Origin of the sequence: Parabacteroides sp. AM17-47 (assembly GCF_003434625.1) — a bacterium.
Taxonomy (GTDB): domain Bacteria; phylum Bacteroidota; class Bacteroidia; order Bacteroidales; family Tannerellaceae; genus Parabacteroides; species Parabacteroides distasonis.
In genome coordinates, this window is record NZ_QTLI01000012.1 from 106,947 (window position 1) to 128,517 (window position 21,571).

The 21,571-nt window shown below is 44.3% G+C and carries 21 protein-coding genes and 3 tRNA genes; 12 read left to right on the top strand and 12 right to left on the bottom strand.

Annotation, left to right across the window (positions count from 1 at the left end):
- Nucleotides 1-6 precede the first annotated feature (6 nt).
- Nucleotides 7-1,044: an aspartate--ammonia ligase gene (gene asnA / locus DW205_RS11475; RefSeq protein ID WP_005867916.1), complete on the bottom strand. Its 1,038-nt coding sequence runs from the start codon at nucleotides 1,042-1,044 to the stop codon at nucleotides 7-9.
- Between the two features lie 196 nt (nucleotides 1,045-1,240).
- Here asnA and DW205_RS11480 point away from each other — a divergent pair.
- Both DW205_RS11480 and DW205_RS11485 read left to right on the top strand, forming a co-directional pair.
- A tRNA-Arg gene (locus tag DW205_RS11480) sits at nucleotides 1,241-1,314 on the top strand.
- Between the two features lie 148 nt (nucleotides 1,315-1,462).
- Nucleotides 1,463-1,903, top strand: coding sequence for a DoxX family protein (locus tag DW205_RS11485; protein WP_005867918.1), 441 nt, complete (start codon nucleotides 1,463-1,465; stop codon nucleotides 1,901-1,903).
- Between the two features lie 69 nt (nucleotides 1,904-1,972).
- Here DW205_RS11485 and DW205_RS11490 read toward each other — a convergent pair.
- Nucleotides 1,973-2,047, bottom strand: a tRNA-Val gene (locus DW205_RS11490).
- A gap of 235 nt (nucleotides 2,048-2,282) precedes the next feature.
- Between DW205_RS11490 and purB the strand changes: the two genes are divergently transcribed.
- From purB to asnS, 3 genes are read left to right on the top strand one after another with little or no spacing between them, the layout of a single operon-like run.
- Nucleotides 2,283-3,626 carry an adenylosuccinate lyase gene (gene purB / locus DW205_RS11495; protein WP_005867921.1) on the top strand — a complete coding sequence of 448 codons (1,344 nt, stop codon included), beginning with the start codon at nucleotides 2,283-2,285 and terminating at the stop codon, nucleotides 3,624-3,626.
- Between the two features lie 59 nt (nucleotides 3,627-3,685).
- Nucleotides 3,686-5,173, top strand: a complete 1,488-nt coding sequence (locus tag DW205_RS11500) for a pseudouridine synthase (protein ID WP_005867923.1) — start codon at nucleotides 3,686-3,688, stop codon at nucleotides 5,171-5,173.
- A gap of 15 nt (nucleotides 5,174-5,188) precedes the next feature.
- Complete coding sequence (gene asnS / locus DW205_RS11505) at nucleotides 5,189-6,595, top strand: asparagine--tRNA ligase (protein ID WP_005867925.1); 1,407 nt, start codon at nucleotides 5,189-5,191, stop codon at nucleotides 6,593-6,595.
- Nucleotides 6,596-6,678: 83 nt separating this feature from the next.
- On the opposite strand, the gene DW205_RS11510 is transcribed toward asnS, so the two are convergent.
- On the bottom strand, nucleotides 6,679-7,149 hold the full coding sequence (locus tag DW205_RS11510) for an Lrp/AsnC family transcriptional regulator (protein WP_005858930.1): 471 nt from the start codon (nucleotides 7,147-7,149) through the stop codon (nucleotides 6,679-6,681).
- A 144-nt stretch (nucleotides 7,150-7,293) separates the two neighbouring features.
- Between DW205_RS11510 and DW205_RS11515 the strand changes: the two genes are divergently transcribed.
- On the top strand, nucleotides 7,294-7,842 hold the full coding sequence (locus tag DW205_RS11515) for a GNAT family N-acetyltransferase (RefSeq protein WP_005867926.1): 549 nt from the start codon (nucleotides 7,294-7,296) through the stop codon (nucleotides 7,840-7,842).
- 56 nt (nucleotides 7,843-7,898) lie between these two features.
- Here DW205_RS11515 and DW205_RS11520 read toward each other — a convergent pair whose 3' ends face one another.
- The 8 genes from DW205_RS11520 to DW205_RS11555 all read right to left on the bottom strand — a co-directional run bounded on the left by DW205_RS11520 (nucleotide 7,899) and on the right by DW205_RS11555 (nucleotide 13,058).
- Entirely contained in the window at nucleotides 7,899-8,366 is a 468-nt protein-coding gene (locus DW205_RS11520) for a biopolymer transporter ExbD (RefSeq protein ID WP_005867927.1), read from the bottom strand.
- Nucleotides 8,366-8,956: a biopolymer transporter ExbD gene (locus DW205_RS11525; protein ID WP_005858924.1), complete on the bottom strand. Its 591-nt coding sequence runs from the start codon at nucleotides 8,954-8,956 to the stop codon at nucleotides 8,366-8,368. The genes DW205_RS11520 and DW205_RS11525 overlap by 1 nt, the downstream gene beginning before the upstream one ends.
- A 32-nt stretch (nucleotides 8,957-8,988) precedes the next feature.
- Complete coding sequence (locus DW205_RS11530) at nucleotides 8,989-9,462, bottom strand: hypothetical protein (RefSeq protein ID WP_005867928.1); 474 nt, start codon at nucleotides 9,460-9,462, stop codon at nucleotides 8,989-8,991.
- 9 nt (nucleotides 9,463-9,471) lie between these two features.
- Entirely contained in the window at nucleotides 9,472-10,206 is a 735-nt protein-coding gene (locus DW205_RS11535) for a MotA/TolQ/ExbB proton channel family protein (protein ID WP_005867929.1), read from the bottom strand.
- Between the two features lie 80 nt (nucleotides 10,207-10,286).
- Nucleotides 10,287-10,374 (bottom strand) — tRNA-Ser (locus tag DW205_RS11540).
- 147 nt (nucleotides 10,375-10,521) lie between these two features.
- A complete protein-coding gene (locus DW205_RS11545) occupies nucleotides 10,522-11,307 on the bottom strand; it encodes a TatD family hydrolase (RefSeq protein WP_005867930.1) in 786 nt (261 codons plus the stop codon).
- A 3-nt stretch (nucleotides 11,308-11,310) separates the two neighbouring features.
- Nucleotides 11,311-12,285 (bottom strand): polyprenyl synthetase family protein, encoded by a 975-nt coding sequence (locus DW205_RS11550; protein WP_005867931.1) that lies wholly within the window; start codon nucleotides 12,283-12,285, stop codon nucleotides 11,311-11,313.
- An 80-nt stretch (nucleotides 12,286-12,365) separates the two neighbouring features.
- Complete coding sequence (locus DW205_RS11555; RefSeq protein ID WP_008777931.1) at nucleotides 12,366-13,058, bottom strand: energy transducer TonB; 693 nt, start codon at nucleotides 13,056-13,058, stop codon at nucleotides 12,366-12,368.
- 207 nt (nucleotides 13,059-13,265) lie between these two features.
- Here DW205_RS11555 and porQ point away from each other — a divergent pair, with 207 nt between their 5' ends.
- The 6 genes from porQ (at nucleotide 13,266) to DW205_RS11585 (ending at nucleotide 20,429) form a co-directional block, all read left to right on the top strand.
- The gene (gene porQ, locus DW205_RS11560) at nucleotides 13,266-14,276 is read left to right on the top strand and encodes a type IX secretion system protein PorQ (RefSeq protein ID WP_005867934.1); all 1,011 of its coding nucleotides are present in this window, start codon (nucleotides 13,266-13,268) and stop codon (nucleotides 14,274-14,276) included.
- Between the two features lie 20 nt (nucleotides 14,277-14,296).
- Nucleotides 14,297-14,986 carry a (d)CMP kinase gene (gene cmk, locus DW205_RS11565; protein ID WP_005867936.1) on the top strand — a complete coding sequence of 230 codons (690 nt, stop codon included), beginning with the start codon at nucleotides 14,297-14,299 and terminating at the stop codon, nucleotides 14,984-14,986.
- Between the two features lie 183 nt (nucleotides 14,987-15,169).
- Nucleotides 15,170-16,042 (top strand): 4-hydroxy-3-methylbut-2-enyl diphosphate reductase, encoded by an 873-nt coding sequence (locus DW205_RS11570; RefSeq protein WP_005867938.1) that lies wholly within the window; start codon nucleotides 15,170-15,172, stop codon nucleotides 16,040-16,042.
- A gap of 97 nt (nucleotides 16,043-16,139) precedes the next feature.
- Nucleotides 16,140-17,120 (top strand): 6-phosphofructokinase, encoded by a 981-nt coding sequence (gene pfkA / locus DW205_RS11575; RefSeq protein ID WP_005858904.1) that lies wholly within the window; start codon nucleotides 16,140-16,142, stop codon nucleotides 17,118-17,120.
- 81 nt (nucleotides 17,121-17,201) lie between these two features.
- A complete protein-coding gene (locus DW205_RS11580) occupies nucleotides 17,202-18,953 on the top strand; it encodes a DUF6057 family protein (RefSeq protein ID WP_005867939.1) in 1,752 nt (583 codons plus the stop codon).
- 3 nt (nucleotides 18,954-18,956) lie between these two features.
- Nucleotides 18,957-20,429 carry a PD40 domain-containing protein gene (locus tag DW205_RS11585; protein ID WP_008777932.1) on the top strand — a complete coding sequence of 491 codons (1,473 nt, stop codon included), beginning with the start codon at nucleotides 18,957-18,959 and terminating at the stop codon, nucleotides 20,427-20,429.
- Nucleotides 20,430-20,472: 43 nt separating this feature from the next.
- On the opposite strand, the gene meaB is transcribed toward DW205_RS11585, so the two are convergent.
- Nucleotides 20,473-21,570: a methylmalonyl Co-A mutase-associated GTPase MeaB gene (gene meaB, locus DW205_RS11590; protein ID WP_005867941.1), complete on the bottom strand. Its 1,098-nt coding sequence runs from the start codon at nucleotides 21,568-21,570 to the stop codon at nucleotides 20,473-20,475.
- Between the last annotated feature and the right edge of the window lies 1 nt (nucleotide 21,571).

Here is a 21,571-nt window from a genome sequence, read left to right on the forward strand (position 1 = left end):
TGTTAACTAAATAAGCATCATTCCAGCCGCACGTGCTTCCTTGCGCATCTCCTCCGGCCAGATACTTGCCTGTATCTCTCCGATATGGGCCTTACGAAGATAGAACATACACAACCGGCTTTGTCCGATACCACCGCCGATACTTTGCGGAAGTTCACCGCTCAAGAGGCGTTTGTGGAAATATAGTTCCTTTTTCTCCCCGGCTTTGCAAATATCCAACTGGCGTAGCAAGGCTTCCTTATTGACGCGGATACCCATAGAGGATAGTTCCATAGAACGGTTTAGTACATCATCCCAAACCAATAAATCCCCGTTCAATCCGGTTTGTCCGTTCTCGGCGATCGTAGACCAATCATCGTAGTCCGGAGCACGTCCGTCATGCTTCTCCCCATTGCTTAGCGAGCATCCGATACCGATAATGAATACGGCCCCGTATTCCTTGGTGATAGCGTCTTCCCGCTCTTTCGGTGTAAAGGTAGGATATTTTTGTAACAAATCCTCGGAATGGATGAAATGAATCTGTTGGGGGAGCGTCGGGCGGATTTGAGGAAACATCTCGTAAACTAAATATTCGGTACGGACCATAGCGGCATATATGCGACGGACGATTTCCTTGAGGAAATCGATATTATGTTCGCTTTCGCTCATTACACGTTCCCAGTCCCATTGGTCCACGTATAAAGAGTGTAAATTACCTAGCTCCTCGTCTGAGCGGATGGCGTTCATGTCGGTGTAAATACCGTAACCTTCTTCAATGTGATAATCGGCGAGTGTCAGTCGTTTCCATTTGGCGAGTGAGTGTACGATCTCTGCTTTAGAGTCGTTTAAATCCTTGATAGGAAAAGTGACGGCTCGCTCGGTCCCGTTAAGATCATCATTGATACCCATGCCCTTAAGTACGAATAAAGGTGCGGTTACGCGCCTTAGGCGTAGCTCGGATGAGAGGTTTTGCTGGAAAAAGTCCTTGATCTTCTTGATTCCCATTTCAGTCTGGGATAAGTTAAGTAAGGCTTTATACCCTGCGGGTTTAATAAGATAGCTCATATACTTGTTGTACTTTGTGTTTGTGAAATATGTGCGGCAAAGATAATGATTAATGGCAAAATAACAAGAATATGATCGTTTTTATTTGCAAAATGGCAGAATATACAAAAGACTTATATGCAAAATATCAGAAGTGAAATATTTCTATCCTGTACTTGTTTAAATAAGATATTATATGTACTTTTGCGCAGTCTTTGGCTCGGTAGCTTAGTTGAATAGAGCGTCAGATTCCGGTTCTGAAGGTCGTGGGTTTGAGTCCCACCCGGGTCACGAAGGAAAGGAAGTCTCTTTGATTGAAAAATCAAGGGGGCTTTTTTAGTTTAGCCCCGATTATAAACGGATATTTACTGAACTAACCTTAACTTGATTTTGTTTTATAATCAGAAAGACAGAATGATAAGATTAAAAACAGAAGAGTATGTCAGTAATTTACAAATTTCTTTTTCCAATGAAGCCGGATGGAACGGCTATTTCATTACTATTGTTGGCGCTTCGTTTGCTTTTCGGTGGATTACTATTATCTCATGGGATGCAAAAGTGGACAAATTTCGATAGTATGTCGGCCTCATTTCCTGATCCGTTAGGTGTAGGGCATTCAATATCTTTGGGCCTTGCGATATTTGGGGAGCTTGCTTGCTCCATCGGTTTTATATTCGGGGCCCTTTATCGGCTTGCGATGATCCCCATGATTTTTACCATGGGAATGGCTTTTTTCGTCATCCATGGGAATGACCCATTTTCTTTGAAAGAGTTAGCATTCATTTATTTGGTGGTTTTTATCCTGATGTATATAACGGGACCCGGAAAATTCTCGTTAGATCGTCTGATAGCTGTTCCTCTGTCTCGAAAGCAGAAGTAAGCGTGAATGTGCGGTTGAGAATAAATAAAAAAGTCTGTTAATCATTAGATTAACAGATTCTATTTTCTGTGGGCGTTGACGGATTCGAACCGCCGACCCTCTGCTTGTAAGGCAGATGCTCTGAACCAGCTGAGCTAAACGCCCTTTAAACTTATTTTTCGTTCGCTTTATCTCTCTAAAGCGCTGCAAAGATACGGCTTTTTTTATTACCACCAAACTTTTTGACGAAAAAATGTGGATGAATATGAATTTTGTTTGGATGTGGCTGCGTAAGTGTCTGATGGTCCTAAAAACGGGGCATTTAGTTAAAAATAACGATTGCTTACCTTATTATTCAATGGAAAAGACTTAACTTTGCGACTCTATATTAATAATGTATATGGTATTATCGACACTGACTGCTATTTCGCCCGTGGATGGGCGATACAGGAATAAGGCTGAGAATCTGGCGGCTTATTTTTCAGAATACGCACTTATCAAGTATAGGGTGCGAGTTGAGATCGAGTATTTTATTACTCTATCTGAGTTTCTTCCGCAATTGAGCGAGTTAAATGCGGCGGAAGTAAAAAAGGGGCTCCGGAAGATTTATCAGGAGTTTACGGAGGAGGACGCTTTACGAGTGAAGGAGATCGAGAGCGTGACAAACCACGATGTGAAAGCGGTGGAGTACTTTATTAAGGAAAAAACAAATCATTTCCTTGCGGAGAAATACCACGAGTTTATTCATTTTGGATTGACTTCTCAGGATATTAATAACACATCTGTGCCTTTATCGATCAAGGACGCTTTGCAAGAGGTTTATTATCCGGGTTTGGAAGAGGTGATCGGTGCCTTGAAAAAATACGCCGAGGAATGGATGGATATCCCGATGTTGGCTAAGACACATGGGCAACCGGCATCTCCGACTCGTTTGGGTAAGGAGGTGATGGTTTTTGTTTACCGTTTGGAGCAACAGTTGGCATTATTAAAGGCCGTTCCTATCTCCGCTAAATTCGGTGGCGCTACAGGAAACTTCAATGCGCATCATGTAGCGTATCCGGAATATGATTGGAGGGCATTCGGTAACAAGTTCGTTAGTGAGGTGTTAGGCTTGAAGCGTGAGGAGTGGACTACCCAGATCTCTAATTATGATAATCTGGCAGCGATCTTCGATGGCTTGAAGCGTATCAATACGATCTTGATCGACTTGAATCGTGACTTCTGGCAATATATCTCCATGGAGTATTTCAAGCAAAAGATCAAGGCGGGTGAGATCGGTTCGTCTGCTATGCCACATAAGGTGAACCCGATTGATTTCGAGAACGCTGAGGGTAATCTAGGGATCGCTAACGCTATTTTAGAGCATTTGGCTACGAAATTGCCGGTATCTCGTTTACAAAGAGACTTGACGGATTCTACCGTGTTGAGAAACGTAGGCGTGCCTTTGGCACATATAGAAATTGCCTTCAAGAGCTTAACAAAAGGCTTGGGTAAATTGTTATTGAACGAGAGCGCCCTAAGTAGGGATTTGAATAATTGCTGGGCTGTGGTAGCCGAGGGTATCCAGACGGTCTTACGCCGTGAGGGTTATCCGAAGCCTTACGAGGCATTAAAAGCTTTGACACGTACGAACCAGACTGTTACGGAGCAATCTATCAAGGAGTTTATCGAAACCTTGAATGTTAGCGACCGGATTAAAGATGAATTAAGGGCTATAACGCCTCATAATTATACAGGAATTTAGTGATAATACAGGTAGCCGTGAGGCTACCAAGTTTTTAACCATTGTTTAATTTATAACAAATGAGTACAGAAGAAAGAGATGAATCTCAACCGCGTCCAAAAAAAGTGATACCAAGTATCAGACGGGAAAACACAGACCAAGAAGGTGAAAGAAGACCTTACAATCAGGGGTATAATAGACCTGAGGGTAGCTATGAACGTAGACCGTATCGGTCTTATGGAGAAAATAACCGTCCTTCATACGGGGATCGTCCGAGCCGTCCGCGTTCTTACGATAATAACCGTGAAGGCGGGTATGGCAACAACCGTGAGGGGGGCTATGGTAATAGTCGTCCATCTTATGGCAACAATCGCGAAGGTGGGTATGGAAATAATCGCCCGTCTTATGGCAACAACCGTGAAGGTGGCTACAACAGCGGCCGCTCGTCTTATGGAAATAACCGCCCGTCGTATGGGAATGGGGGAGGACAATACAATCGTCCGTCTCGTCCGAATTATGATGGCCCGGCAAAGGCTTATTCCGCTAGTCCTTCCGGAGAGGGAATGTCTGCGGATGGTATGAAGAAAAGAAGACCTAGAGTAGGTGATACCCGGGTTGATTACAATGATTCACGTTCAAGCGGCGGGGACGGTTACGCACCCAGACGTTCGTATGGTAACGATAACTCTTATGGCGGTAATCGTCAAGGGGGTGGTGGATATGGAAATAATCGCCGTCCTTCTTACAATAATAATCGCCGTCCCAGTGGAGGAGGGGGGTTCCAAAGACAGCAGGGTTACAACATGCGTCCGAAACAGATCAAGTATAAGGAAGTCTTGGCGGACCCGAACGAACCGATCCGCTTGAACAAATTCTTGTCTAACGCTGGTGTTTGCTCTCGTCGTGAGGCGGATGAGTTTATCCAGAAAGGGGCTGTTAAGGTTAATGATGTCGTGGTAACGGAATTGGGTACTAAGATTACTCGTCAAGATGTTGTTACATTTAACGAGAAGCCGGTTCAGATCGAGAGCAAGGTGTATATCGTATTGAACAAGCCGAAGAATTGCGTAACTACTTCTGATGATCCCCAAGAGCGCTTGACGGTGATGGATTTGGTGAAGAACGCTTGCCAAGAACGTATTTATCCGGTAGGCCGCTTGGACCGTAATACGACAGGTGTCTTGTTATTGACGAACGATGGTGATTTAGCTTCTAAATTGACTCACCCATCTTTCAAGAAGAAGAAGATCTACCATGTGTGGTTGGATAAGAACGTGGCTATCGAGGATATGGAGAAAATCGCCAACGGCCTTGAGCTTGAGGATGGAGAGATCCATGCGGACGCTATCAGCTATGCTAGCGAGGACGATAAGAGCCAAGTGGGTATCGAGATCCATTCCGGCCGTAACCGTATCGTGCGCCGTATTTTCGAATCGTTGGGATATCATGTGACGAAATTGGATCGTGTTTATTTCGCCGGTTTGACTAAGAAGAACTTAGGCCGCGGTAAATGGCGTTACTTAAATGAAAGGGAAGTGAACGCTCTTAGGATGGGAGCTTTCGAATAACAAAAAACGATACAGATGGAAACAATTAAACGAACAAAAATTGTAGACGTGCTGAAAAGCGACGCTTTCGGTACTACCGTGAATGTGAAAGGATGGGTACGTACCCGCCGTGGTAGCAAACAGGTGAATTTTATCGCCTTGAATGACGGTTCTACAATTAATAATGTTCAGATCGTTGTGGATGTAGATAAATTGGGTGATGAGTTCTTGAAACCGATTACCACGGGAGCTAGTATCAGCGTAAATGGTATCTTGACACAATCCCAAGGTAAGGGGCAAAATGTAGAGATACAGGCTACCGAGATTGAGATCTTCGGTACGGCTGATCCAGCTACTTATCCATTGCAGAAAAAAGGACACTCCATGGAGTTTTTGCGTGAGATCGCTCATTTGCGTCCTCGTACGAATACATTTGGAGCGGTATTCCGTATTCGTCATAATATGGCTTACGCTATCCATAAGTTTTTCCATGATAGAGGCTTTTTCTATTTCCATACGCCGATCATCACGGCTTCCGACTGTGAGGGTGCCGGACAGATGTTCCAAGTTACTACCAAGAATTTGTACGACTTGAAAAAGGATGAGAACGGCTCTATCATTTATGAGGACGATTTCTTCGGCAAGCAGGCTAGCTTGACGGTTTCCGGACAGTTGGAGGGTGAGTTGGCAGCTACAGCCTTGGGACAGATTTATACGTTTGGCCCTACGTTCCGTGCGGAGAACTCAAATACGCCTCGTCATTTGGCGGAATTCTGGATGATTGAGCCGGAAGTCGCTTTTAATGATATCACGGACAACATGGAGTTGGCCGAGGAGTTCATTAAATATTGCGTACAATGGGCGTTGGATAACTGTATGGAGGATATCAAGTTCTTGAACGATATGTTCGATAAGGAATTGATCGCTCGTCTGGAAGGGGTCTTGAAAGACTCATTCGTTCGCTTGCCGTACACTGAAGGAATCAAGATATTGGAAGAGGCTGTCGCTAAAGGACATAAATTTGAGTTCCCTGTTTATTGGGGGGTAGATTTGGCTTCCGAGCATGAACGTTTCTTGGTGGAGGATCACTTCAAACGTCCGGTAATTTTAACGGATTACCCGAAAGAGATCAAGGCTTTCTATATGAAGCAAAACGAGGATGGAAAGACGGTGCGTGCCATGGACGTATTGTTCCCGAAGATCGGAGAGATCATCGGCGGTTCCGAGCGTGAGGCCGACTATGATAAGCTAATGACTCGTATTGATGAGTTGGGCATCCCGATGAAGGATATGTGGTGGTACTTAGATACTCGCCGTTTTGGTACGGTGCCTCACTCTGGTTTCGGTTTGGGCTTTGAGCGTCTTTTGTTGTTCGTTACGGGTATGGGAAATATCCGTGACGTAATACCTTTCCCGCGTACACCGAATAACGCTGAGTTCTAATAGCGCTTAGTGATCATGATAAAAAGGGTTCGTAACCGGTTTCAACCGGATTACGGACCCTTTTCTTATATAGCTTCCTTTGTTTAATCGTCGTCCAGATCAATAGGAATTTGCCTTTTGAATGCCTCCTTAAAGGATATAAGCGATTCGGTGCGAGCCAAGCCCAATGGTTGAAGCTTGTTGTGGATGATGCTTAGCAAATGCTGGTTGTTCTTTGCGTATATTTTTATAAACAGGTCGTATTGCCCCGTTGTATAATGGCATTCCACGACTTCCGGTATCTGCAACAGCGCTTCGGTAACGCTTGGAAATTGTCCGGGAGACTTTAGGAATAACCCCATATATGCGCAAGTTTCATACCCAACTTTTGTGTTATCCACGATGAATTCTGAACCTTTGATAACCCCTAAATTAGTCAGCTTTTGTATGCGTTGATGAATAGCCGCTCCGGATACGTTACATTCCCTCGCTACTTCCAAAAATGGCATACGCGCATTGCCGATGATTAGTTTAAGTATCTTCTCGTCCAGTTCATCTAGTTGATGATGTGCCATATATTCAGTATATTTGTATTACTGTTAGATTATATCTTTCATATTTAATACAAATATAATGATAATCTTATAATCATCTAAAGATTATGGTAGATTATTTTGATTTTGTAAGCATTCTTTATTCAATTATTAAGTATTTTTTTTATGAGCGAAGATCATGTAATAATTAGTAAGCCTGTCCGGGAGATAGCCGATCCTTTATTGGATCTAGTAGAGAAAACATATACTAGTTCTTTCCCCGAGGAAGAACGTCGTGATTTCTCTTTGGTACGTAAGCTTTTGGAGGAAGATAGCCGTTTCGAGATGTATGCCTTGCTACGGGATGGTATTTATGTGGGTTTCATTACGGGATGGCAATTTGAGGGCTTTGTTTATGCGGAGCATTTCGCAATCGACGAGTCCGCTCGTAACGGAGGAATCGGAGCGAAAGCAATGACAAGTTTTTTAGCTCTCCACGAAGATCCGGTTGTCTTAGAGGTAGAGATGCCGACAGAGGAGATGAGTAAACGTAGAATCGGTTTTTATGAACGTCTGGGGTTTGTCTTGGATCACCATGTATATTTCCAACCTCCCTATCGTAAGGGAGAGGCATTTTTAGAAATGCGTTTGATGACTCATGGGAAACTTGATCTTGAGCAATCTTTTGAGCGAGTTAAGACCATTATTCACCAAAACGTTTATGGAGTGGAATAAAAAAGGGGCGGGAAATAAATCCCGCCCCTTTTTATAATGCTATATCTGAATAATTATTACTCTACACGTTGTGCTGCGGAATAACTAATCTTCAATGCGTATGCCTCACGAAGAGCCTGCTTGATATCGGTGATCGTTCCCATCTTGGTCTCTTTATCAGCCTTAATAGAAACTGTCATAAACGGCTGGTCCTCTTCTTTCATACTGGACTTTTCTTGTGCGATATAATCCTGAATTTCCGAAGTCTCTGCAAAAGCGTCATTCAACTGGATACGAGTCTCAGAACCCATCTTCGCTCTCAAATCTCTAGTCGGCTTACCTACATAGATAAATGTAACCAAAGATTTCTTCTCCAATTTTTGAAGCTCTGTAGCTTGTGGAGCATGGAACTCTACTTTCAATGTTACCTCACGCATAGATGTTACCATCATGATGAAGAACAAGAAAGCGAACACCAAGTCAGGTAATGATGATGTATTCAATTCGGGCATTTCACGACCGCCCGCTTTACTAAACTTTCCCATTACTTTTTACCTCCATAATTTTTAGGTTCAGCTTCTGATATCTTTTGCGGATAAATCTGCTGTACAGCTTTTTGTTGTTCTTCGTCCAAATCAGCGAAATTCTTCCCGAATTTTTCCTTAGAAACCTTATTTCTCAATTCGTTATAAGCAGCCGCGATTTCATTCTGCACATCGATATAAGCTTGGTATTCGGTACCACGGTCATTCTGTAAAGAAATTACGTGGTTCTTCGTTACCATCATCTTTCCGAAGAATGGAACATCAGCCTCAACACGTTCAGGCTTATGTTCGTCATTGTAAGGATTATCAATGAACTCTTTGATTCTTTCTTTCAATTGCTTGATATCGACAAATTGATCACCACAGAGAATCTGGTTATTACTGTTGATCAATACAACCAACAAGTTTCTCTTTTTGATGTCAACATCGGTATCGTTCTTCTGATCTTTAGGTACAGGGGGCGGCAAACGTCTTGCCAAACCTTTATCTGTATCCATTGATGTAGTAATAAGGAAGAAGATAAGCAACATGAAAGCGATATCGGCCGAAGAAGAACCATTGATACCCGGTGTCTTTCTTTTCTTACCCATTTCTTTCTTGTTTTATCAGTTCGTTATTACTATTATTTACCCATGATTCTCTTTACAGAACCCCAAACTACACATGCTACGATCAGAACCAAAAGTACGATTGTAGACATGATCCACATGTCTGTGATCTTTAACCAACCCGGAGTATTGTAAACTTGAGAGTCTGCGTTCAAGCCTGCTAAAGGAGTCGCGTCACCCATTGTATAGGTGATGAACAATACGGCTACGAAACAAACTAATACTACCAAAGACATGATAGCTGATTTAGCGTTAGTCTTCAGCAAAGTCAAGAATTGCCAAACCGCAAACAATACTGTACTGATGATTGTCACGAAGAACAATACAGAAGTCCAGTTAATCAATAACCCTGTATAGATGGGTTCTTTCATTTCTGCGGCAGGGTCAACGACTCCACCCGCATAAAACATACCCAGCACAATGATACTGATAATAGAACTTATCAGTAAAGTCCAACTGGATATTTTTCTTATTTTAGTAACTGCCATAATTCGTTATTATTTTTTGAATTTGACGTTGTATTTGATAACCAAGTCAAGCAAAGAGATAGAAGCATCTTCCATCTGGTTCAAAATAGCCTCCAATTTGCTTAACAAATAGTTATAGAATACCTGAAGAATCAAGGCTACGATCAAACCACCTACAGTAGTAATCAAGGCCACTTTCATACCACCTGCTACAACCGTCGGGCTGATATCACCAACTTGCTCGATTTTATCGAACGCCATGATCATACCTACTACAGTACCCAAGAATCCCAAAGACGGAGCCATTGCGATAAACAATGTGATCCAAGACATATTCTTTTCCAAAAGACCGCCTTGAACACCACCGTAAGAAACGATAGATTTCTCTACAACGTCAATACCTTGGTCAATTCTCATCAATCCTTGGTAAGCGATAGAAGCGATAGGGCCTCTTGTGTCGCGAGCGATAGCTTTAGCGCCTTCAACATCACCTTTGTCTAAAGCATCCTCAATACCTTTCAACAGTTTGCTGGAGTTTGTCTCAGCCAAGTTTAAGTAGATAATTCTCTCTAAGCAGAATGCCAAACCGAAAATCAAAGCGATAGCGACCAAACTCATGAAGTCGGCACCACCTTCGATAAACTTTGTCTTTAATGCTTGATACATACCTCCTTCAATTGCTGGAGCCGCATCCTGTGCGAATGCTACGGTAGAAGTTCCAAGGGCACATAAACCCAAGAATGCTTTTGCAAATAACTTTTTCATTGTGTGTTTAATTTTTAAGATTAATAATTCTCTTATTTGTTTTTATTTTATTGTTAATTAATTCATGGTATTCTCCACTGCGGAGAGAGCGGGATTCGAACCCGCGAAACCCTTTAGGGGTTTACACGCTTTCCAGGCGTGCCTCTTCAACCACTCGAGCATCTCTCCAATTATTCGCCTAGCTTCTTCTAAAACGACCGCAAAATACGAAAAAATTCCCATATGCAATCTTTTCAGTGCACAAATCTATAGTTTTTGCTTGACATATACACAATATCCGCGAAATAAATTTTGACTTCATTCGAAAAAAAGTGTCTATATGGGTTTATTTAGGCTTTTAAACAATTCTAATGTGTTTTTTCGAGTAGCGTTTACGGTTTCCTCTAGCGTGAGGCCGAATGTTTCCGCCACTTTCTCGGCCGTCTTCCATATGTAAGTAGGCTCATTCCGTCTACCTCTGTAGGGGACTGGTGAAAGATAGGGGGCATCTGTTTCCAAGAGTATCTTTTCAAGATCTGTTTGCCGGATGACTTCGGACAGTTTTGAATTTTTAAAGGTGACAACCCCGTTTATCCCGATCTTGAAGGTGGGCAGTTTCTTTATTTCTTCCAGCTCTTCTGTTGTGCCGGTAAAACTATGAAATACGCCCTTAAGTCTTTCCGCTCCGACTTTATCTATGCATTCCAGAACTTCCGGATATGCGTCACGGGTATGGATGGCTACGGGCAGGTTTAGATCGATGCTCCAACGCAGTTGTTCCTCGAAAACGATTTGTTGCTCCTTCAAATAAGTCTTATCCCAATATAGATCGATCCCGATTTCACCGATACCGCAATAAGTACGTTTAGATAGATAGGATTCCGTTTGTTTTAGGATATCGATATAATTGCTATCCACACTGGTCGGATGCAATCCCATCATAGGGAAAGCGAACTCTGGGTATCGATCGCATAAATCGTGCATTCTGTCAATCGTCGTCAGGTCTACGTTTGGCAGAAGCAGGGTGTCGATACCTGAGTCTTTTGCTTTTTGAGCCAGTTCGTCTTGCTCCGGATCGAAATCCTCCAGATATAAATGGCAATGTGTGTCTATTAAGCTCATGGATTAGGATTGTCTATGCATTAAATGATCACAAACCTCTTTTAGGATCGTTAATTTTTCGGGGGCGACTTGTAAAGCGTTTAAGTTCTCTACGGATGCGTCGTAATAGGCTTGGATTTTATTTTCTGTTAATTGTTTTAGCTGCAATTCGTTGTAGATAGAGGTGAATGCCTGTATCTTTTGAGCCGGGTCGAATTCTTTTTTATCCATCCAGCTACGGAGAGCTTCCGCTTGTTCTTTATTGGCCAGTCTGAGAGCGTTGATCAATAAGAATGTTTTCTTGTTGCAAAGGATATCGCCGCCAATGTTTTTCCCGAAAGTGGCGGTGTCACCATATACATCTAGTAAATCATCTTGCAGTTGAAACGCTAGACCAATATTAATACCAAACGCATATAAATGGTCTGCGTCTTTCTGTGAGGCACCTCCGAGTAAGGCACCTGTTTTAAGGGCGCAGGCCAGTAGTACGGCTGTCTTTAGCCGGATCATCTCGATGTATTCTTCCTCGCTTACATCCATGCGAGACTCGAATTCCATGTCGAATTGTTGGCCGCCACATATTTCCGCCGCGGTTTGCGTAAATAAATCCAACACTTGTTTGAGGTGGCCGTGTTCCGTTGATCCGATTAATTGATAAGCCGCTATTAGCATCGCATCTCCGGATAGAATCGCCGTATTGGCATTCCATACCTTGTGTACGGTAGGTTTGTTCCTTCTTTTATCAGCTTCATCCATCAGGTCGTCGTGCAGCAAGGTGAAGTTATGGAAAACTTCCAGACCTAAAGCGGGCTTGATCGCATTCTCTATACTATTATTATATATATTACATGCCATCAACGTTAACGCCGGACGTATTCTTTTTCCTCCGAGGGACAAGATGTACTCTATCGGCTCGTATAAGCTCTTGGGAGGATTGGTGAATTGTAGTTGAGAGATCTCGCTTTTTATTCTTTGAAGTATATTCTCGAATGCTAACATAGCTGTATCAATTAATGGAGTTATGAAATAAAAAAAGGCTGCGAAAATGAAGCAGCCTTTTTGATATGTTTAATGTTATACTATTGCAATCTGAACGTGATAGGCACAGTATACTTAACACGTACTGGTTTACCTCTCTGCTTACCCGGAGTCCATTTAGGCATGGTACCGATCACACGAAGAGCCTCTTTGTCCAATGATGGGTCTACACCACGTAATACCTCAGCGTCTACTACTGATCCGTCTCGGTTAACCACGAATGCGCAGATTACACGACCTTGGATACCGTTTTCCTGTGCGATTACCGGATACTTGATTGATTTAGCGATAAACTTCAGCAATTCTGCGTCTCCACCGGGGAACTTCGGCATTTCTTCTACAACTGTAAAGATCTGTTGTGCGGACTCTTCTTCCTCTTCTACAACTGCGGGGGGAGTATAAACAGCCTCCTGCGCTGAGGTTTGGTCATCCTCTGATGATAAGATATCCTGCTGTTCCAATTCAACGTCATCTTCAACAACGTTCAAAACCTCGGTTACAACTGGTGCTGGAGGTGGTGGAGGTGGAGGAGGCGTATTCTCCGGTCTCGTGATTTCCACTTCTTCCTCGGCGATGATGTCTGCTACACCCTCGCTAGCCTGAACGACCATTACATCGCGGGTGCTCCATTCGAAGCCCACGAACAAGACAGCTAAGCCCACTACGAATCCCATCAGGATACTTAGAGACTTACCTCTCTCAAGGTCCGCTTTCGGTGATTTTTTAATTTCCATACGTTTATAATAATTTATAAGTGTTTTTCACTTCTGCAAAAATACAAATTATTTCATATATCAAACAAAAATGAGAGCGATAATATACCTTTTTGGCATTTTTCCCGTTTCTGTTAATGTGAAATCCGTATTTCTGAGATTTGCGGGTGTAAAGTAAAAACATTTTTCCGAATTAATGTATCTTTGAACGATTTTTTGCATGAAAATATGAGAAATAAACTATTTATACTGATTTTATTCGTTGTTACACTGTCTGTCTCAGCGCAAAACGGGAGCGAGGCGTATACTTTCTTACGTTTCCCGACCTCGACCCGGGCTAACGCCTTGGGTGGGCATACCGTGGCGTTGGTAGAAAGAGATCCTTCACTTATTTTTCATAATCCGGCGTTGCTAGGCACGGAGATGGATGGGATGATCAACTTGAATTATATGAATTACATCTCGGATATCAACGTAGGGAGTGCCTTGTTCACGAAAGCGCATGGCGAGAAAGGGGCTTGGGGCGTAGGCGCTACGTTTATAAGCTATGGCGATATCCAGGAGGTGTTGCCGGATAATGTCGTGACCGGAGCAAGTCTTTCGGCGAAAGATATCAGCGTGAATGGTTTCTACTCCCGCGACTTGAGCGAGCGTTGGCGGGGTGGATTGTCGTTGAAGTTCTTGTATTCGGGGCTGGCTGATTATACCTCTATCGGTTTATGCGTGGATGCGGGATTGAGTTATTATAATTCGGATAAGGGCTTTTCCTTTGGTTTTGCCTTGAAGAATATCGGCGCGCAACTGAAAGCTTACGAGGATGAGCGACAAAAGATGCCTTGGGATATCCAGATGGGTATCACGCAGAAAATGGCGCATGCCCCGATTCGTTTTTCTTTGACGGCCCAATACTTGAACCGTTGGAAGTTCGATTATATCGATAATACGGATAAAGAGTATGAAGGGGATTCTTTTGTTAAGACGTTGGCGAAGCATTTTATCATCGGCGTGGATTTTATCCCGTCCGAGAACTTTTGGGTGGGCGTAGGATTCAATCCGAAGGTCAATATGGATATGAAGTTGAAAGGCGGGGGAAGTTTCTCCGGCTTCTCGGCTGGCGCAGGCGTAAGGATCAAGATGTTTGACGTGGGCTTCTCGCTGGCGAAATATCATCCGTCCGCCATGTCGATGATGATTAGCGTATCTACGACCTTGGCCGATTTTAAGAAGGTGACAGAATAAACCTATACATTAATATATATATGAAGAAAATAGTTATCGCTATAGACGGCCACTCTTCCAGTGGCAAAAGTACCATGGCAAAAGATCTTGCCAAGGAGATCGGATATACGTATATCGATACGGGTGCCATGTATCGGGCCGTGACTTTGTATTGCATCCAGCATGGATTTTTTGAGGGAGAGAAGATTAAGGAGGAAGAGCTGAAGGCTTCTATCCATGATATCGATATTTCATTTCGTTTGAACGCGGAGACTGGCCGGCCGGATACCTATTTGAACGGTGTGAATGTAGAGAAAGAGATCCGTGGCATGGAAGTGGCGGATAAAGTGAGTCCGGTAGCCACTCTAGGCTTTGTGCGCCGTGCGTTGGTCGCTAAGCAACAAGAGATGGGGAAGGCGAAAGGCATCGTGATGGATGGCCGTGATATCGGTACGGTCGTATTCCCGGACGCGGAGTTGAAGCTTTTCGTGACGGCCTCGCCGGAGGTACGTGCCAAGCGCCGGGTCGATGAGCTGGAGGCGAAGGGGATCCCCGCTTCTTACGAGGAAGTGCTGGAGAATGTGAAGAAGCGGGATTATATAGATTCAACCCGGGAGGAAAGTCCTTTGAGACAAGCTGATGATGCCTTGGTATTGGATAATTCCCATATGACTTTGGACGAGCAAAAGGCTTGGTTGCTGGAACAATATCATAAAGCGATCGGTTCATAAACGAGTGCTTGGAGTTTCCTATAAAGAAACTTTTGTCTCTTCGAATGAAAACTATAGTTTCGTTACTAGGAAACAAAAGTTTCTCTTAGGGAAAACTCTAGTTTTGTTATGAAGAAACTTTAGTTTCTTGTGATTGAAAATTAAGAAAACTGTAAGTGCTTGTTTGTTAATGATATTATAGATATGATAGAAGTCGAGATAGATAAAGATTCCGGATTCTGCTTTGGGGTTGTCACCGCCATAGAAAGCGCGGAGCGGGAGCTGGGTAATACGGATACGCTGTATTGCCTAGGCGATATCGTTCATAACAGTTTGGAGGTGGAGCGGTTGGAGCATATGGGGCTGCATACGATCGATCATGATGGCCTTTCAAAGTTGAGAGACCGGAAGGTGTTGCTCCGGGCGCATGGCGAGCCACCTTCTACCTATTCTTTAGCGAAGCGAAACAATATCACGATTATAGACGCTACTTGTCCGGTTGTCTTGCGTTTGCAGCGCAAGATCCATAAATGTTATCAAGAGACCCGGGCGAATAACACCCAGTTGGTTATCTATGGGAAGAAAGGCCATGCGGAGGTGAATGGCTTGGTGGGGCAGACGGAAGGCACGGCGATTGTTATCGAGAAAATAGAAGACCTCGATCGTCTGGACTTTACCCGTGCGATCAGTCTGTTTTCCCAAACCACGAAGTCCTTGGATGGATTCAAGGCGGTAGTGGCGGAGATCAAGCAGCGGATGGCGGAAGGGGTGGAGTTTAATTATTACGATACGATTTGCCGTCAGGTGGCGAATCGTCTTCCGAATATAAAAGCGTTCGCCTCCAGCCACGATTGGGTCTATTTTGTGGCCGGTCGTAAAAGTTCCAACGGAAAGATGCTGTTCGAGGAGTGCCGGAAAGCGAACCCGAATACGCTTTTTATTTCCGAGGTATCAGAGATTACCGAGCCTTTGCCCGAGGGCGTGCGCCGGGTCGGGGTTTGCGGCGCTACATCCACTCCCAAGTGGTTGATGGAGGAAGTGGCGGTCCGGATCAAGGAACTGAATGCTTCGGAATGATATTTTGATTAAGATTACGTGAACTTTCCGGGAGAAAGACAGAAGGATAACTAAATATTTACTACTTTTGCCGGAGAACATTAAAATCAATGACGCTATGTCTACAGTAAAGTGTGTTGGTATTTTAACGTCCGGAGGTGATGCCCCGGGAATGAATGCCGCTATTCGTGCGGTAACACGTTCCGCTATTTATAACGGAATGAGAGTGAAAGGTATTTACCGTGGTTACAAAGGGTTGATCCTAGATGAGATTGAAGAGTTTAAGACACAAAATGTCAGTAATATAATTCAACGCGGTGGAACAATTCTTAAGACCGCCCGTTGCGTGGAGTTCAAGACTCCCGAGGGACGAAAACAGGCCTATGATAAGTTGCAAGAGCATGGGATCGATGCCTTGATCGCTATCGGTGGTGACGGAACGTTGACGGGAGCGCGTATTTTCGCTCAGGAGTTTAATTTCCCGATCGTAGGATTGCCGGGTACGATTGATAATGACTTGTATGGCACGGATACGACGATCGGTTATGATACGGCCTTGAACACGATCATGGAATGCGTGGATAAGATCCGTGATACCGCTACCTCGCATGATCGTCTGTTCTTTGTGGAGGTTATGGGGCGCGATGCGGGTTTCTTGGCGTTGAACGGAGCGATCGCTTCTGGCGCCGAAGCCGCTATTATCCCGGAAATCTCCTTGGAGAAAGACCAATTGGCCGAGATGATCGAGAATGGATTCCGTAAGTCCAAGAACAGTAGTATCGTATTGGTTGCCGAAAGTGAGGTAACCGGTGGCGCTATGGGTGTCGCTGAGCGTGTGAAGAAGGAATATCCGCAGTTCGATGTGCGTGTCTCTATTTTAGGTCACTTGCAGCGTGGTGGTTCTCCTACGGCACAAGACCGGATCTTGGCGACTCGTATGGGTGTGGCCGCGATCGATGCCTTGTTGGATGATCAACGTAACGTGATGATGGGTATCCAGAACGACCAGATCGTTTATGTACCGTTCTCTAAAGCGATCAAGAATGATAAGCCTATTAACCGGGATTTGTTGAACACGCTCCGTGTTTCTTCAATCTAAATAAGGCATATATTTATACGAATAGGAACCCGGATGTAGCGATTGCGTACATCCGGGTTTTTATTTGAAGAACCTGATATCATGAAGAAGTATAGCGGCGTGGCCTTGAATGTAATCGTATTTGTCTTTCTGTTTATCTTCTTGAGGATATTCAGTGAGTACCACTTTTACTGTGTCGAGCAGAACCAGTTATTCCAGTTGACTCCCATTTTTATTATCGATAAGTTAATGCAACCGGGAGGTTTAGCGATGGTTCTTTCCGGTTGTTTGGTGCAGTTCTTCATTCTCCCGAATGTGGGAGCTATGATAACGGCGGCCCTGCTGACAAGCCTAGGGGCCTTGTTCTGGGCGATCTTGAGGCGGATCGATCCGCGAAGCCATGGTATTTTATGGGCTTGGCTTCCCGTCCTATCCTTGTTGTTTGTGCAATGGGATTTTAATTACAGGTTTCAAGGAACGGTAGCCTTCGGTATGATGCTGCTTGCTTTATATCTCGTTTTAGGGATAAGGAATTTCATACCTCGTTTGATAGCAAGTCTGTTTGCCTCCCTGTTACTCTTTGGGTTGGCCGGGCCGGTCTCTTTGTTGTTTGCCTTGTCCATGATGGGATACGAGGCCATGAGCCGGACGCCCCGTTGGTATTATTCCGCGATTTTACCGATGATCGTGTTGATCTTGGGTGGATTATGTGTGCGTTACTCGGTGATCGGAGAATACCGCTTTGTCTTTTTACCGGATAGTTATTATTATTTCCGTTTGGTGCCGGATAAGGTAATTTATTTCTCATGGATCGCTTTCTATGCGGCGCTGGTTGTAACCTGCCTCTGTAAAAACAAGGAATCATGGGCTGGTAAAAAGCGTCTAGCGCTGGGAATCTCCCAATTCATTATCTTAGGGCTTATCTTCTGGAAAGGCTTCGATCTATATGGCGAACAGAAATCATACCGCTTGAAGATGATGGACTATTTTACCCGGACAGAGCAATGGGACCGGATCTTGGTATCATGCAAGGAGCCGACCACTAATCAACTCTATTTATGTTACCAAAATATGGCTTTGGCCCGGAAAGGTATTCTGGCGGATGAGGCGTTTAAGTACACGCAGCACGGGCCTCGTGGATTAATGGTGGCATGGAATAAATCGACTACCATATCCGCCTTGCTGAGTGATGTTTATTTTACGATGGGAAATGTCGCCGCGGCTCAAGAGATGGCTTTCGAAAGTAATATTGGTGCCTTATGTGATGGAAATCCCCGCATGACGCAACGTTTGGTACAAACGAACTTGATTTATGGAGCCTATCCGGTCGCGGAGAAATATATCGCTGTCTTAGAGAATACTTTCTATTATAAGGATTGGGCCAAAGCGCAGCGGAAATTCCTGTATAATGATGAGGCGGTCGAGACAGATCCTCTATTGGGGAATATGCGCAGGAACCTGCTAGCTGAGAATCATCTGATCCAGATGGATGGATTCGACACGGACTTGATTCGCTTGGCGGAGCAGAATCCTTCCAATAAAGCCGCTTTCCACTATGCCGGCGTATTCTATCTTTTAGCAAAAGATGTGACGCGCTTTAAGACGTTGGTGGAAACCTATTACGGAACGGATTTACTCCCTTCTTTACCGGTCTCTTTTCAAGAGGCGGTCATCATCCTATCGGAGAAAGATCCGGATTACTGGAAACGTTTCGGTGTCTCGGAATCTATCGTAGGGCGATTCACCGATTATAAGAGGCAAGTGCTCGCTGGGCGGAATAATAGTAATGCGCTGCCCGGTTTGATGTATCGCTCTTATGGCGATACGTATTGGTATTATTATATGTTTAAATAGGAGATGAGAAAAATGTATATAATAAGATGTATATGTCTGTGGATGATTCTGGGCTTGATGGCTTGTTCCGGTCCGGTACGTATACAGAAGAATCTGGAAGTCAAGCCGGAGATCTTTCCGGATTATGCGGATGTGACAATCCCGCCGAATATAGCCCCCTTGAATTTTAAGCTGAAAGACGCTTGCGCTGAGGCCCGTGCCATTCTCGAATGTGGCCCGGAGAAATTAGAGATCAAGACCGGGAAAGACGCTTGTTTCGTGATCCCGGCCTCCGGTTGGAAAAGGCTGTTGCGTACCGCTTCCGGGAATCATCTGAATGTAACCGTACAAGCCTTCGTGAATGATGAATGGATCGCGTATGCCCCCTTCATCATCAAGGTGGCGAAGGAGCCGGTCGATGGTTGGTTGGCTTATCGTTTAATCGAACCGGGCTATGAGTTGTGGAACCGTATGGGTATCTATCAACGTAACTTGGAAAATTATACGGAGAACGCGATCATCGAAAATAAGATGAGCGGCAATAACTGTATGAACTGCCATTCTTTCTGTATGCAGAATCCGGAGAAAATGCTTTTCCATATGCGTGAGACCTACTCTTGTACCTTATTGATCGATGGAGATAGGGTGGAGAAGCTGAATACGAAGACCGATCAGACCCTTTCTCCACTGGTCTATCCTTCTTGGCATCCTTCCGGAAAATATGTCGCTTTCTCTGTGAATAAAACCAAGCAAGCGTTTCATATGAACGATAGGAATCGGGTGGAGGTATTCGACTCGGCTTCGGATGTGGTCGTCTATGATACGCAAAAGCATGAGATCGTGACTTCTCCGCTGTTGTCTTCAGAGGGAGCGTTCGAGACTTTCCCTACATTTTCCCCGGATGGAAATACGCTCTATTTCTGTTCGGCTAAAGTCCGTACGATGCCCAAGGAATACGATCAAGTGAGATACGATCTATGCTCAGTCTCGTTCGATCCCGCTACACGCCGTTTCGGGACGGTAGTCGATACTTTGTATAAGGCATCGGAGATCGATAAAAGCGTTTCTTTTCCCCGGGTTTCCCCGGATGGAAAGTATTTGCTCTATACCTTGTCCGGTTATGGGAATTTCTCTATTTGGCATAAGGATGCTGATTTGTACATGATTGATTTATCGACTCTGCGAAGTTATCCATTGGAGGCGGCGAATAGCGACGATGTGGAAAGCTATCATTCATGGAGTAGCGATAGCCGTTGGATCGTGTTTAGCAGCCGGCGGATGGACGGTTTGTATACAAGACCGTTTATCGCTTATATCGATGAGAAAGGACAGGCTTGCAAACCTTTCCTGTTACCCCAGAAGGATACGGATTTTTATTTTCGCTTTATGAAATCCTACAATATACCTGAATTCATCACAGGAGAGGTAAAGAGACAAGGACGCACGTTAGCCGTGAAAGCGAAAGAAGATAAAGGAATTGATGTAAGGTTCAAGTGAAAAAGAGTGTCGCATGATCCGATCGTGCGACATTCTTATACTTTTATTTCGTAGCGATATGATCCAAGAATAAATCAATCATTCGTTTGGCTGCCACGAACGAGCTGATCTCGTTGTTCAAGACTTGCTTCTCTGTTTGTTCCAGCATGCCTTCTACCGCCGGGTTATGGTAGAACTTATCCCGCAGCGTGTCGTTGATGCTTTCGTACATCCAGTATTTAGCTTGCTCGTTACGTTTATAGTTGAAGTAGCCATTCTTTTTGGTGAACTCCATATACTCTCCGACCATATCCCATATTTCCTTGATACCTATGTTGTAATAACCGGAATAAGTCAATACTTTCGGGAACCAACCTGATTCCGAAGGTGGGAAAAGATGCAAAGCGTTCCGGAACTGAGCGGCGGCGAGATTCGCCTTATCGATATTGTCTCCATCCGCTTTATTGATAATAATACCGTCCGCCATTTCCATGATACCTCGCTTGATACCCTGCAATTCATCGCCGGTACCGGCAAGTTGGATCAATAGAAAGAAGTCCACCATAGAATGTACGGCCGTCTCGCTTTGTCCAACACCCACGGTCTCTACGAATACGGTGTCGAAACCGGCGGCCTCGCATAATACGATCGTCTCACGGGTCTTACGGGCGACCCCCCCTAAGGAGCCTGCGGATGGTGAAGGACGGATAAAGGCGTTTTTCTCTCTCGACAAGGCCTCCATACGAGTCTTATCTCCTAGGATACTACCTTTCGAGCGTTCGCTACTCGGGTCGATCGCTAGTACGGCAAGCTTACGCCCTTGGTTGATCAAGTGCATGCCGAAAGAGTCGATAGAGGTACTCTTTCCCGCTCCGGGAACACCCGTAATACCGATACGGACCGATTTTCCAGCGAAAGGCAAACATTTCTCTATAATCTCCTGCGCCACCTGTTGGTGCTCATGCTTAGAGCTTTCCACCAAGGTAACCGCTTGACTGAGTATCGTGATATTCCCTTTTAAGATACCTTCCACGAATTCGGAAGGCGTATATACCTTGCGTTGGGCACGCTTTTTTATATAAGGATTTACGGTAGGGACATCCGCAATGCCCTTATTCACTTTCAATCCCTTGTACTGATCATCGTTTTCTGGATGTTCCATA